The sequence below is a fragment of the Pandoraea sp. LA3 genome (assembly GCF_022696215.1).
Classification (GTDB): domain Bacteria; phylum Pseudomonadota; class Gammaproteobacteria; order Burkholderiales; family Burkholderiaceae; genus Pandoraea; species Pandoraea capi.
Genome location: NZ_PTPY01000036.1, coordinates 247,895 through 268,640, shown reverse-complemented (window position 1 = coordinate 268,640; position 20,746 = coordinate 247,895). Strand labels below are relative to the sequence as shown.

Below are 20,746 nucleotides of genomic sequence, written 5' to 3'. Positions count from 1 at the left end.
CTCTAGACTTCGCGGCATCCAATGCGTCTGGACTCCGAAGCGTTGAGCCATATCAAGAAGTTGAATTAGCACAAACACCGTAGATTTTTCGGCTGTTTCTGCGCCTGGCGCGTCGTCGCTCATTCAACTTCTGCAATGCCAACAACGAAAACAAGAACGCTTTTTCTGGCCTGTTCGCTGTACGTCTCGGGGACACAAGCTCAGCAAGTTCAACACACCCAACCCGCCCGCCCCGCATTAGCGCCACCCTCACAAGCCGACAACGCCGCCGCCGCCCGCCTGCGCGCGGAGCAGGATCAGCAACGTCAGCAACAGCAAGATGCGCGCGAGCGTGAAGCGAACGTCAACGCACCACACGTACGGTCGATGCACGAAGACGCGTCAGGATGGCCCACGCTGCCGGACGAAACCCCGTGCTTGCGCATCGACACGTTTGCGCTCGACACACCGCAAGGGCTATCCGGGCCGGGACAGGGAGATGGCGCCGTTTCGTCCGCGTCGGACAGATTCGCGTTCGCCCGGGAGTGGACGAGTCACTACGCAGGCAAGTGCGTAGGACAGCAAGGACTGGAGACGATCGTCAAAGGGTTGCAACGCGAGATATTGCGTCGCGGCTACATCACCACACGTGTTCGTCTGCCAGAACAGGACCTCTCAAGCGGCACGTTGCGCATCACACTGATTCCCGGCGTCATCGGTCAGATCCGCTTCGACGATCCCACGCTGCGCGGCACCTGGAAAAACGCATTTCCCGCGCGAAGCGGCGACGTCTTCGACCTGCGAGACCTGGAGCAAGGTCTCGAGCAAATGAAACGCGTGCCGAATCAGGACGTCTCGATGCAAGTCGTCCCCTCGGAATCCGACTCGCCCGGACAAAGCGACGTCGTGCTTGACGTCACCCGCACCCGAGCGTGGACGTTGATCGCGTCGATCGACAATGCAGGCACACGTGCCACCGGAAAATTTCAGGGCAGCCTGTCCGCCGGCATCTTCAACCCGCTCGGCCTGAACGACATGTTCAACGCAGGCGTCACTCACGACCTGCTTCTGAAGGACCAAACCTTCGGTTCCCGAGGTTGGAATGGCAGTTATTCGATACCGTGGGGCTACACGACGGCGACGCTTTCCGCGTACGCCAGCACCTACTACCAACAGATCGCAGGTGTGAATCAGACGTTCGTCGCGAGCGGGAACGCGCAAACCGTCGACGTCAAACTCCATCGTGTGCTGTCCCGTAGTCAGCGCCACGTCACCGGCGCGCAAATCCGTCTGTCGCGGCGTTTCGGTCAAAGCTTCATCGAAGACGTCGAAATCACGCACCAGCGACGCAACAACACCCTCCTTGAGCTAGGTCTGACGCAACGGCACTACCTGGGCAACGCGCAGCTCGACGGGCTCATCGCTTATCGGCAGGGTCTCGGCGCATTCGGCGCTCAGGCAGATCGTCTCGGCAGTCGCGGCGGGCCGACGTATCGCTTTCGCATGGCCGTGGTCGACGCCAACGTCAGCGTGCCCTTCGCGCTCGCGCAGCAGCGGTTCCGGTTTGTCACCACGTTTCACGGTCAGTACACCGCGAACCAGCTTTACTACATCGACAGCCTCTCGATCGGCAGTCGCTACACCGTACGTGGCTTCGACGGCGAAACCATGCTCGCCGCCGCACGCGGCTTCTATTGGCGCAACGAACTTCAGATTCCTATCGGGCAGACGGCCCAGTCCCTTTATGCGGGCGTCGATGTCGGACAGGTGTGGGGACCACAACCCGTGACGCTCGACGGTACGCGGCTCGCCGGGGCTGTCATGGGCGTCAAGGGAAGTGTCGTAACGCGATTCGGGAGCTACGGCTATGACCTGTTCGCGGGCACTCCGCTTCACAAACCCTCCGGATTTCCCACAGCGAAGTGGACCGTCGGATTTCAGTTGACCGCCCACCTCTGATGCAGAAGCACGCGCGCTGCGCGTACGCCCGTCACGTTTCCGATCCCGCCTTTCCTGCCTCGCGCCAAGGCATCCACCCTCTGGTCATCACGTCAATGAACAAGAACCTCTTTCGATTAGTGCACAACCCGGCACGAGGCATGCTGATGGCCGTTGCGGAGACGGTCGGCACCGCCAGTAAAGCGGGCACGCGTCGTGTGCGTGCGGGTTTCGTCGCACCGCGCACCGCACGTCTCACCCTGAGACCGATAGCGTTTGCGGCAGTCATGGCCCTCGGCGCAACGTCAGCCCATGCGCAAGTCACCGCCGCGGGCAATCTGCCCCCGTCCGTGGTGCAGACAGCCAATGGCCTTCAGCAAGTCGATATCAATACGCCAAGCGCCGCCGGTGTTTCGCAAAATACGTATTCCCAGTTCGACGTCCCGCACGCCGGCGTGATTCTGAACAATGCATCGACGATGACGCAGACGCAGCAGGCGGGCATGATCAACGGGAATCCGCATCTTGCGCCAGACCAATCGGCTCGCATCATCCTGAATCAGGTGGATAGCAATGCGCCGAGCCAGTTGCGAGGCCACCTCGAAGTTGCGGGGAGCCGGGCTGAAGTCATCGTGGCGAACGGCGCGGGCATCGTGGTCGATGGCGGGGGTTTCATCAACACCACGCGCGGCACTCTCACGACCGGGACTCCCATCTTCGATGCGAATGGCGGCATTCAGGGTTTCGACGTGACGCGCGGCAGCATCGCCATTCAGGGCGCCGGACTCAACGTCACTAACGTCGATCAGGTCGATCTTCTTGCGCGCGCCGTGCAGGCCAATGCCGCCATTCACGGCAAGACGCTAAATGTCATTACCGGCGCGAATCGAATCGATCACGACACACTCCGAACGTCAGTCACGACGGGGGACGGGCCCGCCCCGACGGTCGCTATCGACGTGAGTGCGCTCGGCGGCATGTACGCGAACCGCATCACGCTGGTCGGCACCGAAAAAGGCGTCGGCGTAACGAACGGCGGCACGATTGCCGCGCAACTGGGCGATCTGACGTTGACCAGCGCCGGGCAACTCGTGCAGACGGGCAAGCTCAATGCCTCGGGCGATATCGCGATCGATGCGCAGGGTGTCGCCAACCGCGGGACCATCTACGCGCAACGGGACGCATTCGTCCGCGCTGACGACGCACTTGCCAACAGCGGCGCACTCGCCGCGCAACGGCATCTGACGTCCACGGCGGCAGACGTCACATCGACCGGCACGCTCGGTGCGGGCGTCAACCGTGACGGGGCCGTCGATACCGGCGGCGATCTGACGGTCACCGCTTCCGCGCGCCTGCATGCAAGCGGTCTGAGTACTTCCGGCGGCAACCTCCGATTGGAAGGCGGCACGCTGGACCTCGGGGACGGCAGGACATCGTCCCAAGGTGATCTGACGCTACTCGCCACACGTGGCGATCTGAATCTGTCAAACGCCTCCGCGAGCGCGCAAGGACAGCTTGTTGCTAACGCGAAGGGCGCGCTGATCAACGATCAGGGCGCATTGGCTGCACGCCAGAACGTAACGCTCGACGCCGCCAGCCTGTCCAACGTCAACGGCAAGGTCTCGTCACAGGCAGCGCTGGTCGCCCGAATAGCGGAAGGGCTGACGAATCGGCGCGGGATATTCGTCTCGGACGGCGCGACGGAAATTCGAAGCGGATCCGTCTCCAATGATCACGGGCAAGTGCAAAGCGGAGGGGGTCTGTCGATGACGACGAAGTCCCTCGACAACACGGCAGGGCGCATTGTCGCGCTCGGCACCGATGCGCTGACGATCGAGGCTTCGGAGACGCTGACGAATACGGAGGGCGGTGCCATCGGTGGCAATGGTGCCGTCAGCATTCGCGGCGGATACATTGAAAATCGCGGCGTTCTCAGCAGCCAATCGGATCTCGAAATCGCCGCCCGGGCGCTCGACAATAGCGAAGGAACGCTGCGCGCGTCGAATCGCACGTCGGTTCGCGTCACAGAGGATTTAACCAATCGGGACGGCCGCATCGTTGCTGGAAAATCGGTAGCGCTGGATGCACAGACCCTCAACAACAGCGACGGCGCAGTGCAAGCCGAACAACTATCGCTGCATGTCGTGGACGTCGCCAATCGTGGCGGCACGATCACCCAGACGGGCGCGGGGTCAATTTCGCTCCAGATCTCCGGCGAGTTCGACAATGCTTCCGGCGGCACGCTGCAAACGAATAGCGCTGACCTTGCGTTATCGCCCGTCCGAATCAACAACAACGGCGGCACCATCACTCATGCAGGCAACGGCACGCTCACGCTCGATGCCCATGGCGGACCTGGCGAAATTCGCAACGTTGGCGGCACCGTGCGCAGCAATGGCGACACGATCATCCGCGCTGACCATCTCGACAACTCGGCGGGTTCGATCAGTAGCAAAGGCGGACTCAGCGCAACGCTCCGGGGCGCATTGACCAACGCGGGCGGCAAGTGGCTCACGAACGGCGATGTCTCACTTGTCAGCAAGACGCTGACGAACACGGACGGCGTCATCACCGGCGGCGCGAAAGCGACAATACACGTCGACGCGCTGACCAATCGCGGTGGCACCATCGTCTCGTCCGAACTCGAGGTGACGAGCCGCACCACACTTGACAACGACCACGGCACGCTCAAGGCGAACCAACTCTCGTTGAAGACAACCGACCTTCTGAACCGAGGCGGGACGATCACGCATTACGGCACAAGTCCGATGCGGATCGACGTCGATGGTTTGCTGGACAACGCTGCGGGCGGCGTGCTGCAAAGCAATGCGTCCGACCTCACGTTGACGCCATCGTCGCTCAACAATGACGGTGGGAAGATTCTGTCCGCTGGTACGGGAAAGCTGACCATCGCGCCGGGAGGGGGGACGGGGACGCTAACGAACGTTGGCGGCGAGATTGTGGCAGGCGGTGCGTTATCGGTGCTCGCTGCCCATCTCGATAACACGCAAGGTGCGCTGTCCGCACGCGGTGATTTTCAGGCCAACATTCTTGGCAACCTCATCAATTCACATGGCCTGATTCGCTCGCTGGGGTCCCTCTCGCTCGGCGCCGACGGCGACTTGCGCAACGCTGGGGGGCGTATTCAGTCCGGCACCGAGGGCGGCAGTCACACACTCTCCGTTCGCGCAGCGGCGATTGACAACGCTGAAGGCCTTGTCGGCAATCTGGGGAAGGGTGACACCGCGATGCGAAGCCTGGGCGGAATCGTCAATCGTGGCGGCGTCGTCACCGGAAGCGGTCGTGTGGCTGTGACAGCCGCCACCATCGACAATACCGACGGCGCGCAGTTAAGCGGTGCGAGCGTCGGCGCCAGCGCCGACATACTCGACAACACCGGCGGCAACATCGGCAATATCGCTGGCTTGCCCGGGGATATCGCGCTTGCGACAACGGGCGTCCTCACCAACGCCGGCGGTGAGATCGGTGCTACTGGCGATCTCAACGTCAGTGCTGCCTCGCTCGCTGGTGGCGGCGGATATCGTGCGACTCAGGATGTCGTCATCAACGTCGGCGGAGATTTCACCCTCCAGCCGACGTTTCAATTCGCCGCGGGCCGCCATCTGTCGATCACGCTGCCGGGCACGTTCACCAACGGCAGCGCATTCTCGGCGATCCGTCATTTGACGGTGACCGCAGGCGACATCACAAACTACGGCTCGATCACGGCAGGCGGAACCTTGGCAACGCGTTCGCGCACGTTGCGAAATGTCGGCTCGCTCGTGGGTGGCGATGTCTCGTTCACCGCCACATCGCGGTTGTCGAACATCGGGGCGAGCGCCCTGATTGGCGCGACGAATGCCGACGGAACGCTGGCGTTGCTCGCACCGGTCATCGACAACATCGACGACACGACCGGTACCGATTCACAGGCGACGACGGCCATCTACGGCTTGGGCCGTGTTGTGATCGCCGGACTCAAGGATGCAAGCGGTCGCTACCTGAACGCGAGCCGGATTCAAAACCACTCGGCCCTCATTCAGTCCGGTAAGGACATGGCGCTTCACGCGGATCAGGTGACTAACACCCGACGCTCGATGCAAACCTCGGGATTCAGCACCTCGGTCGATCCCGAGCTGATTACGCGTCTCGGCATCAGCCTGAGCGGACGCACGGGAGAGGTGAATACCCGGAATCCGAACGCGATTGGCGGCGTCTATATCGAGCAACCCCATGGCGGGGAATGGAACAGCGATTACATCTTCACATCGTATTGGGGCGTGGCGACGGCCAACACCGTGACGTCGATCAGCCCGCAGGCGCAAATCATGTCGGGCGCGAACCTGAACGCGTCGGCGGTAGGCCTGTTCCAGAACTACTGGAGCGCGGTTTCCGCGACAGGTGACATTGCGATGCCCGCGACGCTGGATCAGAACAGTTGGCGGGATCAGACCGCCCCCGCGGTCAGCGTCAGATATTCAGGACACTACCACTACAACAACTACGACAACAGCAAGCATGACTGGCAGCTTCCCTTCGGCGACGCGACCTTCACGACTCGCCGCCCGGGGGGGTATTCGCAGGTCGCGCCTGCGGACGTTCGTACTTATGCGCTTCCCGCCTATGAATCGAGCTTCGTCGCCAATGGCACGCTGTCGGGCTCGGGTGTCAGCGTTGAGAACACCGCAGGCAACGCAGGTACGCCGTCGCTTGGGTTACTGCCAGGACAGAATGCGACGGGTGTCAACGTCGGGACTTTCGACGGGAATGCAAGCGGCGCAAACACCGGCGTCGCTTCGTTCCAGCACGACGGCCTACTCATCGATCCGGTCATCGCCAGCGCCGTCGCGCTCGACGTGATCGCGAACCTGACGATCCCGCAAGGCGGCCTGTTCCGACCGACGACCGCACCGGGCGCCACCTACGTCATCGAATCGAATCCGGCCTTCACCAACGCGAAGACGTTTATCTCCAGCGACTACTACCTCAAGCAGATCGGCGTCGATCCGCAAACGGTCATCAAACGTCTGGGCGACGGCATGTACGAGCAGCAGTTGGTACGAAACCAGATCACGGCGCTCACCGGACGCCCCGTGCTGGGTCCCTTCGGCGATACGGAGCGCATGTTCGAGGCGATGATGGCGTCCGGCGCTGCGCTCTCCAGGTCGCTGAACTTGTCGCTTGGCATGAGCCTGTCGGCCGAACAGGTCGCCGCGCTAACGAGCGATGTGATCGTGATGCAAACGCAGGTGGTCGACGGACAGACGGTGCTGGTGCCGGTCGTCTATCTCGCGCCGACGAAGCGGCAAACCCTGAACGGCCCACTGATTGCGGCGCGCGACGTCGATCTGAAAGACACGCAGCGGTTCACCAATAGCGGGACGCTTAGCGCAGAGCGAACACTCGCCGTCGACGGCAAGGCCATCGACAACGCCTTCGGCGCATTGCAGAGCGGCGGACACATGACGTTGTCCACCGTCGGTGACGTCGATCTGAGTTCAGCGACGGTCAACGCCGGTAGCCTCGCTCTGAAAGCGGGCGGAGATCTGACACTCGATACCACGGTCAACCGTGTCGATCAGGTCAGCGACACGGGCGCGACGCGCACCTCGACCACGCTCGGTCCCGTCGCGACGCTTAACGTGACAGGCGACGCGGTGATCGCCACGGGTGGCAACTTCGAGCAAAACGCCGGAGCGTTGCACGTCGGCGGAAATCTCGGCATGGCGATCGGTGGCAACTGGGAACTGAACACCGTGCAGACGGGTGAGCAGAAAGTCGTCTCCCGGGCGAACGACGTATCCGATACCAACGTCAACGCCGCGAGGGGCAGCGCAGTGACTGTCGGTGGTGTTTCCAATATCGGCGTGGGCGGCAATCTGAGCGCGACCGGGGCGGACATCAACCTCAAGGGAGGGGGCGCGATAGCGGCCCGTGGCGACGTCACGTTGCAGGCGGCGGTGACGACGTCCACGGTGCGAAGCAGTAGCGCGGACAGCGATTACTCGGAGTCGTCGTATCGGTCAGATGACACCGTCATGGGTACCACCGTGCGGGCGGGGAGCAGTCTCACGATCGCATCCGGCAACGACATCGACTTGCGAGGCAGCGGCGTCACACTGGAAAGCGGGACGGCAACGCTCGCGGCCGCGCGGGATGTGATCGTCGGCGAGGTCACCGAGACACATGAATATCGCAGCCGTCATGAAGGCAGTCGCAGTGGCCTCGTCAGTAGCAAGCGCACGACGAGCACGATGGATTCAAAGACGGTACAAGCCAACGGCAGCATGATCTCCGCCGATGCCGTCGCCATCGTTGCGGGTAACGATCTGAGCGTACGCGGCAGCACGATTGTCGGGGGTGAGGGCGTCGCGCTTCAGGCGGGGCGCGATCTCACGATTCAATCGACGGAGAACCAGAGCGAGAGCCATTCCTTCTATGAGGAGAAGCGGTCGGGATTCGGTACCTCCGGCGGGGTGGGTATCTCTTACGGCGCAAGCGAGCAGCGCGACCGGATGAACGAGAGCCGCGTGACGCAAACCAGGAGTCTCGTGGGTGCACTCGATGGCAACGTCAGCATGATTGCCGGCAACGAGTTGCTGATTCGCGGAAGCGATATCGTCGCGAACGGTGACGTCACGGGGATTGGCCAGAACGTGACCGTGGAATCGTCCGTCAATCGTCAGCAGCAGGACGAGACGCACGAGATGAAGCGCTCCGGCTTCACGCTGGCGATCAAGTCGCCGGTCATCGACGCTGTGCAGAACGTCGCGAATCAAACGCGCGCAGCGGTAGACAACGGTGGCGACGCACGGGTGTCGGCGCTGCGCGGTTACGCAGCGGGGAGTGGCGCATACAGCGCGTATGGCGAAGGCAAGGCGGCGGTCGACGCGCTGAAGAAGGGCGGAGTTCCTGAAGGCAAGATCGAGTTGAGCTGGGGGTCATCGAGCAGCAAATCGACGTCGTCGATGGATATGACGCAGAACGATGCCAGCCACATCAGAGCGGGTGGCGCCGTCGCGCTAATCGCCACGGGCGATGCCGCCTCGGGCAAGGGCGACGTCAACGTCACAGGTTCGGATGTCGACGCCCGGGACGTTCTCCTTCAGGCGACCCATCAAGTCAACTTGCGCAACAGCACCGACACCGAGTCGATGCGTAGCGATAACCAATCGAAGAATCTCGGCTTCGGCGTGTCATACGGGACCAGCGGGTTCGGCGTTTCGGCATCCATGTCGAAGGCGAACGGCGACGCCAATACGGACTCGACATTCCAGAACAACACGCACATCAACGCGAGCAACACTGCGGTGATTGTCAGCGGTGGGGATACGAACATCGTCGGTGCGGTTGTCGATGCGAAGACTGTCGTGGCGCGCGTGGGTGGAGACCTCAATGTGGCGAGCGTGCAGGACACGACCGAAGGATCCGCGCATCAGCAAACCATGGGCGGCGGCGTGAACCTCAGCATGGCCGGGGCTTCTGGAAGCGCCAGCTATGCACGCGGCAATGCGAGTGGAAATTACGCAGGCGTGGTAGAGCAATCGGGATTGCAGGCCGGCGGGGGTGGCTTCGACATCGCCGTCGCCGGGAATACGGACCTGAAGGGCGCATACATCGCGAGTACGGCGGACGCCTCGAAGAACCACCTGACGACGGGCACGCTGACGTTCAGCGACATCGAAAACCACTCTGACTATAGCGCCAACAGTTTCGGCTTAGGCGGCGGGTTCACCGTCGGCAACGGGGGCGCTAACGAACGTACCACTGGCAAGACGTCGGGCAAGAACAAGGGTGGGATTTCTCCGATGTTGCCGCAAATGGAGAGCGGCAGCGAGCGCGCGACGACACGCACCGGCGTGAGCGAAGGGACGATTGTCATCACCGACACAGCGAACCAGACGCAGGATTTGGCAAATCTCAACAGAGATACTGAAGACCTGAACGGAACGGTCACACGGACGCCAGATTTGCAGAATCTTCTTAGCGATCAATCACGCTTGATGCAAGCGGCGACGGCGGCGGGTGAAGCCGTCGCACGCGACATCGGCACGTACGCGAACAAGAAGGCGGACGAGGCGAAGAAGCTGGCCGAGAAAACCGATGATCCCGCACTGAAAGCGCAGTACTTGGAAGAAGCGAAACAATGGTCTGAAGGCGGCGACTATCGCGCGACGATGCATGCGGCAGGCGGCGCGCTCGTTGCGGGACTCGGGGGTGGAAACGCCTTAGGAGGCGCATTGGGTGCCGGCCTGACATCCAAGCTTGGCCGGGTCCTCGACGACGTCAGTGACGACATCCGCAAGAAACGCCCCACAGGAAACGCCGACATGGACGAAGCCCTCGGACAGATCGTCGCAACGGGCTTAGGTACTGCGGTCGGTGCGGTTGCTGGTGGCAGTTCCGGGGCGTTCACTGGGTTTAATACGGATCGGTTTAATCGGCAGTTGCATCCGGATGAGAAGAAGGCTATCCGAGACAAAGCAAACGGTGACAACGAGGAGGAACAACGACTTACGCGTGCTGCATGTTATGCAGTCAAATGCTGGGCGGAATATGCCGAAGGAAGCGAGGAACGTAATCAGAACTACGTCAGTGATGCCGAAGCAGCGCAGTTGAAGTCGCAATTGGATTGGGTTGAACAACTGAAGGTGGGTGGGCTTTTTGGCTATTCTTCCCTAGAGAAAGTTGGAGACGCGTTGAAAAGTGACCCCGTAGGCGTCGCAAAAGACACTGCGAAAATCGTAGTTGGCGGAGTGTCTACAAAAACTGGTGTGGCTCTTTGTGGTACCGGATTTGGCTGCACCGTTGGGGCTTTGATGGCAAGCTTCGGCTTGAGTGAAATGGTTGAAGGAGGCGTTGGATTATACAACCGCTATAACGGCATGAATTCTGTCGGCGAAAATCCATTGCGCCGGGGTTTTAATCAATTAAGCCCCACTTGGGGGGATTCTGCTTACCATAGTATTGGACTTGCACTTTCGATCGCCGCGTTAAAAGTTCAAGTTCCTCTAAATATTGGCGTTGCCGACGGATTAAATAGACCTTCCTCAATTTTTGGCGTGACGGTTCCTCGGATAGACAATCCAAACTTGTGGCCATTTATCAAGAAACCTTGGCCATATGGAACGACGCAAGGTGCGTTGGTTTTTGGGGTTGTATCAAAGGGTTTGGCCGCTGCAAAAGAAGCCAATAAGGCCATGGAGAGAAAGGAATGAACTGGCGAAGACTGTATGCGACCTGCCAAAGGTTTGGTGCCATTTTTTCGATGGCGCTTGGTGCTTCTGGGTGTTGGGGGTTTTTGATTGCAGGGGGGTGTAGGATCGCGTTTGGCATTGACGAAGATGACGCGATGCTGTTTATCGGATTACCTATATTTGTAATTTTATTCTTTGTTTATTTTAAAAAATTGCCTAAAACTCTCTTGCGGTCAGGTATGTTGAGTGATGATCCGAGTAGATTTGGCCCATGGTTCAAATGAATTAAATATTTAAAAGGCAAGACAATGGTCTGAAGGCGGCGACTATCGCGCGACGATGCATGCAGCAGGCGGCGCGCTCGTTGCGGGACTCGGGGGTGGAAATGCCTTAGGAGGCGCATTGGGTGCCGGCCTGACATCCAAGCTTGACCGGGTCCTCGACGACGTCAGTGACGACATCCGCAAGAAGCGCCCCACAGGAAACGCCGACATGGACGAAGCCCTCGGTCAGATCGTCGCAACGGGCTTAGGTACTGCAGTCGGTGCGGTGGCCGGTGGTAGTTCGGGTGCGTTCACCGGGTTCAATACGGATCGGTTTAATCGGCAGTTGGGTGATAGGGAGAAGCCACTCGCGAGACAAATCGCTGAAATCGCCAAAGCGAACGGAACTGTGAACCCAGATGGGTCGCCAATCTCTCAGGAGCAGATCGAGAACGCCATGCGCTCAGCAAACCACAGTCAACGCGACGAGACGATCACATCTGGCATGGTCGTTCCCCTTAACGAGAAGACAACCGCGGACCAGATTTACGACACCACAGGGATGAAAGTCACGGACGACGGGGCCGGCAATCGCTACCTAGTTCAAGACCCCTCGATGCTTGTTAGCCCTTCAGACGTGGTACGAAACCTGATCATTCAAAACTCCGGCGGAGATCAATCCCCATATAGCTGGATTACGCCGTCGCCTGAAGTTTCGCGAAAGAATACGACAGAAACCTTGACCAGTTCATTCACTCCATTCTCCCCCAAATGGAATACTGGGGAAAATTCTTTAGGTCTTCAGCAACCTGGCATCAAACTGCCGGACTACGTCAGCGTGAAAATCGGGGCCTTCGGTGTAGAAGCTTCTGTCGGGCTAAACCTGCATAACGGTACGAATTTCGCTTGCGCAGGTGCTTCCGTCCCCGTCACCCCGGGTGGAGGTATCACCTTTGGTTGGATCCCGACAAACTACGGATTATCTCGCTCCGAACAAGCGCAAAAGACCGATCAATTCCTCGGGGGCGGCTCGCACTCTGCCGCCGTTTGTGCCTGGGGCATGTGTGTCGGCGGAGGACACGCCATTGGTGGAGAAACAGCAATCGAAATTGGAATAGGTGCCGGTGGTCCGACCAGAAAGATAAATATGGGCGGCAGTGCCGGCACCGGAATTTCGACCCCCGTCGTCAATGGCGCGGAGAACGGTGAATGACTCGGGCTAGCGGACAGATTTTTCATATTCTGAACAAACGCTGTCTTGTCACGATGGCGCTTGTATTTTGGGTTCTTATTTTCTTCTATGCATTAATTAAAAACCCATCTCTTCACGAGTCCAACGTACGGATTTCTATCATGAGATCAGATACATCGACAGCACTCGAAGATGACAGGATAATTTCTTATAAATATGAAAATTCAAAATACGGCAGCGCTTTACTTTATGTTCGAATTTTCAAAAAAGATTGGACACCACAAGTACGCCAAGCAAGTATCGATAATTTTATTAACCTTGGCTGGAAGCCCCGCAAACCCTCCCTAAACTCATTCTGCAAAAATGGAATGCTAATGGATATTCAAGAAAATCCGGGAAGCGAAGGAGAGATTCCGATAATCCTAATATCGATGACGTACAACGCATCAACGATCAAGATCTGCAGAATAAATTAATCATTTATCGACAAAAAATCTCACAATTTAATTAATAACAATAACGCCGGTTCGATTGCACGAGAAAATATCGAATCGCATTTGTCACAGTTCCATATAATTATTCACTTCAACTCAACGACGGAACAAAATAATTTTGAACAAAACTTTGGTTAGAGGCCCCACGGAGGATGAGTATAAGAAGTACTCAAAAGGCGACAGAATATTCTACTGGACTTTCACAACAATCGTAATTTTCATAATTTTGGTTGCCGTACTATTTAATGTTTACACCAAATAAGGTTTATGCCAACCCGGACGCGACGACAGGAAATCTGGAGAAGGGCCAAACTGGCCACTTAACTTGATTTTCACGGAAATTCCGGTCGTCACCCTTTTTGCTTTTTACGCACAAGGAACGGACTAAAAACCCGTACACGCTGGCATTCCGATGTACACAATCACGCTCGCAAATATCACAACTCAATTAACAAAAGAGCTTCGAATGTTAAGAAATAAAACGAGAAATGAACCCCAAGACGAGCTCTGAGTGGTTTCGTTGGATGCATAACATCCTGGCCTGGCTTGCCTCCGCGACCTTCCTCGCCTCGATTAATGAGTTATTCGCCGGAACAACATTAGTTTGGAATTTCAAACACATTCAATACCAGTTACCCACGTGGAATCGCCTCGGCTGGCTGACCATGATTTTTGTCGAATTTAGTATTTTTGCCGGCACTCTGACTTGGCTTTTCCGGAATAAATCTTCAACAACGCAGGAACCAAGCATGTCAAAAAATTTTTTTGTGAAAAAATCTTTCATTTACATAGTATTCGGATTTGCGTTCGGAATTTCGATATTTCAAGCATTCTTTAGCCACAGATTCTATATCCCCAACGGACTCAACTTCCCGGGGCTCATCATGGCCACAATTGTCGGGATGCTTTCGGCTGCCATCTCGGCAGTTGTGGGAAGAAAATTGTGCACACTTGATGCTGAACCCGATTTCTGGAATTTCGAAGTTAAGCGATGGGTACTTCCCTTCATCATCGTAGCGATAGTGGTGCCGGCCATCAGCAATCTGATCGGAACCCTACTCCGAGAAAGTCCGTTATTAATTGTTGGGTTGATCATGTGCAACACACTTTTGACCCCATTGGCATATTGCATACTCACAGCCCGTATCTCGAAGAATCGTCTCGCGCACGTGTGCTTTTCCGCAATACTCGCTTGGTTGATTGCAGCCCCGCTGCATCTTATTCATGAGCAGCCGCTGCAGCTCTGGTTCGCTGCATTTCCCCTTTCAGCGTTGCTAGCCATTACCGGTTATCTTGCGGCACAGGGAACTAAGGCCATTCGAAGTCACTCCGTTGCGCTGTAGACGTCGACGTGAAGTCGTATCGACTGGTCGTTGAAACTCAAGTCGTGCCTGAAGGCATCACCAGCTATTCCTTGAGGTACATCCGTATGCGCTTTGCGCCCTTCACACCCACATCAATAAGATTTGCCGAGGATGGGATCGCTCGATTCGCAACGATGCTCGCACTCGGCATGACTTCTTCAGCCAATGGGGGGGCGCGGATGAAAACTAGACACAGATTCCATCTGAGTTGCAACCGTTACAACAGTTACATGCAACCACCCTAAACCCACTTCCCTTTGGGTTTACGCTTCGTCCATAGCTCACGGCGATGCAGAATGTACGTCCCCGTGAGCCCTCATACGGAGACGAGCGTCGATGACCAAACCCTACCTCACACTCTTCGCGGCACTCGCCGCCACCGCCGCTATTAGCTGGATGGCCTTCAGTGCGCGCAGTTATGCCGCCGAGTCCGGCGCGCAAGTTCAGACGAATCCTCGTCAGGAACAGATCAAATCGCTCGTCGATGAGACCATCACGCCGCTCATGGCGCGCCAGGACATTCCCGGCATGGCCGTCGGTATCGTCGTCGACGGACAGTCCTATGTCTTCGATTACGGTGTCGCCGACAAAGCCGCCAACAAGCCGGTCACTCACGACACGCTCTTCGAAATCGGCTCTGTGAGCAAAACCTTTACCGCGACGCTCGCCACCTACGCGCAAGCCGCCGGCGTACTGTCGCTCACCGACAAGGTCAGCCGCTTCGCCCCCGAATTCGCCAATACCCCGTTCGGTGACGTAAAACTGCTCAACCTCGCCACCCACACCACGGGCGGCATGCCGTTGCAAGTGCCGGACAACGTCACCGATACCGAAGCCATCACGCAGTACCTCAAGGCATGGAAACCCGCCAAGCCGACGGGCACCGTGCGCACCTACTCCAACGTCAGCATCGGCGCGCTCGGATGGATCACCGCTCGTGCGATGCATGGCGACTTTGCATCGCTCATGTCCGAGCATGTCCTGCGACCACTCAATCTCACGCACACCTTCCTGCGCGTGCCGGAGGATCAGCAAGCGAATTACGCCTGGGGATATAAGGATGGGAAGCCCGTGCGCGTGAATCCGGGCGTCTTCGAACAAGAGGCGTACGGCGTGAAAACGACCGCGAGCGATCTGCTGCGCTTCGTGCAGGCCAACCTCGGCGAAGCCGTGCATGACCGTCGTCTGCGTCACGCGTTGTACGCCACACGCACCAGCTATTTCTTCGATGCGCCGATGACGCAGGACGTCATCTGGGAACAGTATCCGTACCCGGCCAGTGTCGACACGCTACTCGACGGCAACTCGTCGCGCATGGCTTACGAGCCGACATCGGTGCGCGAACTCGCACCGCCCATGGCGCCGTCACCGGTCGCCTGGGTGAACAAGACCGGTTCGACGAACGGCTTCGGGACGTATGTGGCGTTCGTGCCGTCGAAGCAGATGGGGATCGTGATCCTCGCCAACAAGAACTATGCGATGGTCGAGCGCATCCGTGCCGCACACCGGATTCTCTCCACGCTCGACGGCCTCCGCCCGAAAGCAGAACCGGCCAAATAACGGCAAACCGCAATCCGGCACGGTCTGACGTCGCCACCCGACAAGAGTCGCGACAGCGTTGGATACGCCCACCGTATCCAACGTCCTCGCCTCGTCAAACCATCGTCCGGCAATCAGCCGCCGAACACTTTCTCGAACGCCGCCGCAAGGTCATCGATCAGGTCTTGCGGATCTTCCAGTCCGATATGCAGACGCACGATCGGACCGGCGTTCGACCAGTCTTCGCACGTGCGCGTACCGACGACGTTCGACACCGTCGCCAAACTCTCGAAGCCGCCCCACGACGCCCCGATGCCGAACAACGTCAGTGAGTCGACGAATTGGTCCGCTTGGTGGGGTGTCGCGTTCGCGAACTCGAACGACACCAGTCCATTCGTGCCGAGACAATCGCGTCGCCACAGCTCGTGCCCCGGGTCCGTCGGCAACGCGAGGCAGAACACGCGTGCCACATGCGGCAACCCATTCAGCCAATGCACGACCTCCAGCGCGTGCCGCTCGTGCATCTCCAATCGCGCGCTTAGCGTACGCGTGCCGCGCAACACCAGATACGCGTCGTCAGGACTCACCGCAACGCCTTGCGCATCGGCCATCGTCGAAAGCGTTTGCCAGACGTCCTGCGTCGTGGTGACGGTGCCCATCATCACGTCGGAGTGACCGCTGAGATACTTCGTCGCGGCCATCACGGAGATGTCGGCGCCCAACATCAGCGGACGGCATTGCACAGCCGATCCCCAGGTGTTGTCGGCCACGAGCAACGCACCGTGACGATGCGCAAGATCGGCCAGCGCCGGAATGTCGCACATCTCGTAGACGAGCGATCCCGGCGCTTCGATGTAGATCATCTTGGTGCGCGCGGTCATGTGCTCAGCCGCATCGCTGCCGTCCGCGCGGAAGAACGTGACGTGCACGCCCCACGGTTTCAGGAACGTCTCGACGAAATGACGCAGCGGCTGATAAACGCAATCGGCAATCAACACGTGGTCGCCGGGACGCACGTACGCCAGGAACACCATCGAGATCGCCGCGAGCCCCGTCGGGAACAGACGCGTGCGATACCCGCCCTCCAGCCCGGCGACCACGTCCTCCAGCGCAAAGCCCGTGGGGTTGCCGCGCGCGCCATAGGTGAACATGCGCTCGGTGCCGCGACGGCGGCGAGCGTCGTTCATGTCGTCCATCGTGTCGAACAACACCGTGGACGCGCGCACAACCGGCGGATTGACGGCGCGCCCGCCGACGACGGCAGTATCGGTGCCGCCCTTGACGAGACGGGTGGCGAGGCGCGGATGACGTAGCGGGGGGATTTGTCGGGACATGGTCTGGCGTAGAAAAGACGTTTCGAGCGATTCAGGTCATGCGGTGAGGATGTGGGCCTGAGCGTGGGCGCCATACCTGCACGGTACGCACCTACGCCAGACGCACAGCTTACTTCGTAGCGGCGGCATCACCAATACGGAATGCACCGCGCTCCTGCTCGTCCAACTGCGCGAGCAGGCCCGTCTCCCACGCCAGATACTGACGCGCCGCCGCCTTGTTCCCATCGTGACGGTCATGCACGAAGAAGAGATAGTCGATGCACTGGGCATCGGGCGGCGAATCCGGCGTGGTCTGCACCGGCTGCCCGGCCGCCGTCCACGCCTTGAAGCCGCCTGCGAGCCACGAGAACGTGCGCGCATCCTGTGCATGCTCGCGTCGCCAGTCGGCCACGAACAACTCCGCAACGCCACGCTCATCGCCGATCATGACGACGTCGCCCGTGGCGGGCAGCGTCGGCAGATGCGGACGAATCGCCCACAGCGACCCCGGCACATGCTCACGACGGAAGCTCATGCTCGGACGTACGTCGACCACCGTCACGCTGCCGTTCGCCAGGGCGGTGACGAGCGCGGCGACATCGACTTCCGGAAGCGTTGTAGCGACACCGGCGACCGGTGCAGGCAACGACGCCCCGCTGGCAAGACCGTCGCGCAACACATAGGCATCGTGGCCCAGTTGACGCAGCCAGCTCGCGACGATCGGCGCACGCACGCCGTCGTTGTCGAACAGCACCACACGTGCGTGACGCACGCCCACGTACTGATCCGTCGCCTGAATCAACTGTCCGCCCGGGGTATGCTGCGCACCCGGCAGCGTGCCCGCGGCAAACTCTTCGGGCGTACGCACGTCGCAAAGGAACAGCGTGCGCGACGTATCCTTCGCCCACTGCGCGAACGTCGACGCCTCCACTTCAGGCACGGCAAACCGCTCGGCCAGCGCACCGCTCGCTTCACGCATCTGCGCGAGACTGGACGGCGTCACTGCATCGGGATAACGGCGCGTACTGCCATGCTCCAGCGGCAGGTCTTCCAGATACCAGCCCTGCGTGCCGTTCTCCAGCGCCATCACCGGATTGGGGATGCCAAGGTTGATGAGCGTCTGCGCACCGATGATGCTGCGCGTGCGCCCCGCGCAGTTCACGACGATGGGCGTGGTCGTATCCGGCACCAGCTCGCGAATGCGATAGCCGAGTTCGCCGTTCGGGCAGCAGATCGACGAAGGAATCGTCATCTTCAGGTATTCGTTGACGGGACGTCCGTCGAGAATCACCACGTTGTCGCCACGCTCACGCATCGCGGCAAGCTCACGTGCCGTCACACGCGGCGTGTGATACGCCATCTCGACCAGTTCGCCGAACGTCTTCGACGGCACGTTCACGCCCGCGAACAACGTAAAACCCGCTTGCTGCCAGGCATCGGTACCGCCTTCGAGGACGGACACATCCGTGTAACCCAGCACACTCAGACGCTGCGCTGCGAGCACGGCCACGCTCTGGTCGGTGTCGTACACGACCACGCGCGCATCACGGCGCGGTGCGAGGCGAACGATGTCGATTTCGAGGCGGCTGTAGGGCAGCGTCACGCCGTAGAAGAGGTGGGCCTCGCCGTACTGGCCGTGTTCGCGCACGTCGAACACAGCGATCTCGGCGCCGTCGTGCAGCCATTCCTTGAGTCGGGCTGGCGGCACAAAATGAGGAGTGAACGAAGTCATAGCGTTGCGTCGGTTGTCAGTTTCCGCCCGGCCGTAGCCAAAGCGTAGGGATGAGCAGGTCCGCACCGCCGGTGAAGGCGGTGTGTTGCGGGTGGCGCGTGGGCTTACGCGCCGTCGGGAATCGGTTGCGGCTGCGCGTGACCAGCGACTTGTACGTCGGGCGGCGGCGAAGCCTTCAGCGCATTAGTTCATCGAAGGCATCGAAGGCATCTGAAGTCAGCGGCGCGTCTTCACACCGATGTCCATCACCTGATACGTGCCGTTGGCCAGATCGAAGGTGATGCGCTCGGTGAGCGTCTCGAGCGCGCGGCCGTACATGTGCAGATGGCGGATCGGCGCCTCGCCCTTGATCTCGACCGCATGGATGTCTTCAGACGCCAGCGCAATGCCGTTGCCCGGATCGACCACGACGGTGTCGCTCACTTCGAGCGTGCCGACGCCGGGCGTCTTGCCGTCGTCGGTGCGACGGTAGACGTAGTTGTATTCCACGCCGTCGACCGCCGCGATGCATGCCCACGTCGTGTGGTTATGCGGCGTGATCTTCTTGCCCGGACGCATGACGTTCAGATACAGCGCATAGGTCTTGTCGGCGTCTTCATGAATCAGATAACGCGCTTGCAGTTCGCCGTCGTTCGGCGGCGGGAACTCGGCTTCGTTCCACAGCGCCGTACGAGCGGCGAGCGATTTGACCTGTTCGAGCACGGCGGCCAGTGCAGGGCGCGTTTCGCCCGCCGGTGCCAGCGCGGCCTTCATGGCGGCAATCGCCTCGCCGACGACGGCCTGACGTTGTTCGGGGAGTGGGGACGTGGACATGATGAAAGTCTTCTCCGTAGTGCTTTGTATGACGTTGTTGTGCGGGGCGCCCGGGTCAGGCGTTGTCGTGTGTTGGGTTATCTGGTCATTGCGGTCGTTCGGCGTGCGATGTCGGACTCAGACGGGCACTGCTTCACCGCGCGGCACGCTGATCATCGGCGACGGACGCAACACGTCTTGCAGGAATCGTTGAGCACGCGCGTGCTTCGGCTGACTGAAGAACTCCGCCGGCGGCGCGTCTTCGAGCAACTGCCCCTGATCCATGAACCAGACGCGGCTCGAGACGTCGCGCGCGAAGCCCATCTCATGCGTCACGATCATCATCGTCAGGCCGTCGTCGGCGAGCGAGCGCATCACTTGCAGCACTTCCTGCACCATCTCCGGATCGAGTGCGCTTGTCGGTTCGTCGAACAGCATCAACGGCGGCTTCATCGCCAGCGCCCGGGCAATCGCCACGCGCTGCTGCTGGCCGCCCGAGAGGTTCGCGGGCATGGCGTCGATCTTGTGCGCGAGGCCGACCTTGGCGAGCAGCGTTTCGGCTTGTGCGACCGCTTCGTCGCGCGACATGCCGAGCACTTTCGTCGGCCCGAGAATCAGGTTCTGACGCACCGACAGGTTCTGAAACAGATTGAAGCTCTGGAAGACGAAACCGATGCGGGCGCGCAACTGGTTGAGCTTCACATCGCGCGCGGTGACGTCTTTGCCCTCGAAAAGAATGCGTCCCTTCTGGATGGCTTCGAGCCGCGTGACGGTGCGAATCAGCGTCGACTTTCCCGAGCCCGACGGTCCGCACACGACAACGACTTCACCGCGATTGATGGTGGCGTCGATGCCCTTGAGGACATGGTGTTCGCCGTAAAACTTATCGACTTTCTCGAATGCGAGCATGGTCATGATCGTGCGCTGCCTCCTGACACTTGAT

General features: G+C 59.7%; 11 protein-coding genes. 7 read left to right on the top strand and 4 right to left on the bottom strand.

Annotated features, from left to right (window positions below; translation table 11 throughout):
• Positions 1-135 precede the first annotated feature (135 nt).
• From C5N93_RS19670 to blaPNC, 7 genes are all read left to right on the top strand, one after another.
• The gene (locus tag C5N93_RS19670) at positions 136-1,938 is read left to right on the top strand and encodes a ShlB/FhaC/HecB family hemolysin secretion/activation protein (RefSeq protein WP_242560577.1); all 1,803 of its coding nucleotides are present in this window, start codon (positions 136-138) and stop codon (positions 1,936-1,938) included.
• Complete coding sequence (locus C5N93_RS19665; protein ID WP_242560576.1) at positions 1,938-11,135, top strand: hemagglutinin repeat-containing protein; 9,198 nt, start codon at positions 1,938-1,940, stop codon at positions 11,133-11,135. Before C5N93_RS19670 ends, C5N93_RS19665 begins: the two co-directional genes overlap by 1 nt.
• Positions 11,132-11,398 carry a hypothetical protein gene (locus C5N93_RS19660; RefSeq protein ID WP_242560575.1) on the top strand — a complete coding sequence of 89 codons (267 nt, stop codon included), beginning with the start codon at positions 11,132-11,134 and terminating at the stop codon, positions 11,396-11,398. Before C5N93_RS19665 ends, C5N93_RS19660 begins: the two co-directional genes overlap by 4 nt.
• A 208-nt stretch (positions 11,399-11,606) precedes the next feature.
• Positions 11,607-12,590, top strand: coding sequence for a hypothetical protein (locus tag C5N93_RS19655; RefSeq protein WP_242560574.1), 984 nt, complete (start codon positions 11,607-11,609; stop codon positions 12,588-12,590).
• Positions 12,587-13,045, top strand: coding sequence for a hypothetical protein (locus C5N93_RS19650; RefSeq protein WP_242560573.1), 459 nt, complete (start codon positions 12,587-12,589; stop codon positions 13,043-13,045). The genes C5N93_RS19655 and C5N93_RS19650 overlap by 4 nt, the downstream gene beginning before the upstream one ends.
• Before the next feature lie 506 nt (positions 13,046-13,551).
• Positions 13,552-14,406 carry a hypothetical protein gene (locus C5N93_RS19645; protein ID WP_242560572.1) on the top strand — a complete coding sequence of 285 codons (855 nt, stop codon included), beginning with the start codon at positions 13,552-13,554 and terminating at the stop codon, positions 14,404-14,406.
• A 357-nt stretch (positions 14,407-14,763) separates the two neighbouring features.
• A complete protein-coding gene (blaPNC, locus tag C5N93_RS19640) occupies positions 14,764-15,987 on the top strand; it encodes a PNC family class C beta-lactamase (protein ID WP_242560571.1) in 1,224 nt (407 codons plus the stop codon).
• Between the two features lie 113 nt (positions 15,988-16,100).
• Here blaPNC and metC read toward each other — a convergent pair whose 3' ends face one another.
• The 4 genes from metC to C5N93_RS19620 all read right to left on the bottom strand — a co-directional run bounded on the left by metC (position 16,101) and on the right by C5N93_RS19620 (position 20,712).
• Entirely contained in the window at positions 16,101-17,300 is a 1,200-nt protein-coding gene (metC, locus tag C5N93_RS19635; protein WP_242560570.1) for a cystathionine beta-lyase, read from the bottom strand.
• Positions 17,301-17,409: 109 nt separating this feature from the next.
• On the bottom strand, positions 17,410-19,011 hold the full coding sequence (locus tag C5N93_RS19630; RefSeq protein ID WP_242560569.1) for a rhodanese-like domain-containing protein: 1,602 nt from the start codon (positions 19,009-19,011) through the stop codon (positions 17,410-17,412).
• Between the two features lie 216 nt (positions 19,012-19,227).
• Complete coding sequence (locus tag C5N93_RS19625; RefSeq protein WP_242560568.1) at positions 19,228-19,824, bottom strand: cysteine dioxygenase family protein; 597 nt, start codon at positions 19,822-19,824, stop codon at positions 19,228-19,230.
• Between the two features lie 117 nt (positions 19,825-19,941).
• On the bottom strand, positions 19,942-20,712 hold the full coding sequence (locus C5N93_RS19620) for an amino acid ABC transporter ATP-binding protein (RefSeq protein WP_069340592.1): 771 nt from the start codon (positions 20,710-20,712) through the stop codon (positions 19,942-19,944).
• Positions 20,713-20,746 lie beyond the last annotated feature (34 nt).

Coding starts and splice junctions, on each gene's coding strand:
- C5N93_RS19670 (WP_242560577.1), top strand. CDS start 136: ATGCCAACAACGAAAACAAGAACGCTTTTTCTGGCCTGTTCGCTGTAC.
- C5N93_RS19665 (WP_242560576.1), top strand. CDS start 1,938: ATGCAGAAGCACGCGCGCTGCGCGTACGCCCGTCACGTTTCCGATCCC.
- C5N93_RS19660 (WP_242560575.1), top strand. CDS start 11,132: ATGAACTGGCGAAGACTGTATGCGACCTGCCAAAGGTTTGGTGCCATT.
- C5N93_RS19655 (WP_242560574.1), top strand. CDS start 11,607: ATGGACGAAGCCCTCGGTCAGATCGTCGCAACGGGCTTAGGTACTGCA.
- C5N93_RS19650 (WP_242560573.1), top strand. CDS start 12,587: ATGACTCGGGCTAGCGGACAGATTTTTCATATTCTGAACAAACGCTGT.
- C5N93_RS19645 (WP_242560572.1), top strand. CDS start 13,552: ATGAACCCCAAGACGAGCTCTGAGTGGTTTCGTTGGATGCATAACATC.
- blaPNC (WP_242560571.1), top strand. CDS start 14,764: ATGACCAAACCCTACCTCACACTCTTCGCGGCACTCGCCGCCACCGCC.
- metC (WP_242560570.1), bottom strand. CDS start 17,300: ATGTCCCGACAAATCCCCCCGCTACGTCATCCGCGCCTCGCCACCCGT.
- C5N93_RS19630 (WP_242560569.1), bottom strand. CDS start 19,011: ATGACTTCGTTCACTCCTCATTTTGTGCCGCCAGCCCGACTCAAGGAA.
- C5N93_RS19625 (WP_242560568.1), bottom strand. CDS start 19,824: ATGTCCACGTCCCCACTCCCCGAACAACGTCAGGCCGTCGTCGGCGAG.
- C5N93_RS19620 (WP_069340592.1), bottom strand. CDS start 20,712: ATGCTCGCATTCGAGAAAGTCGATAAGTTTTACGGCGAACACCATGTC.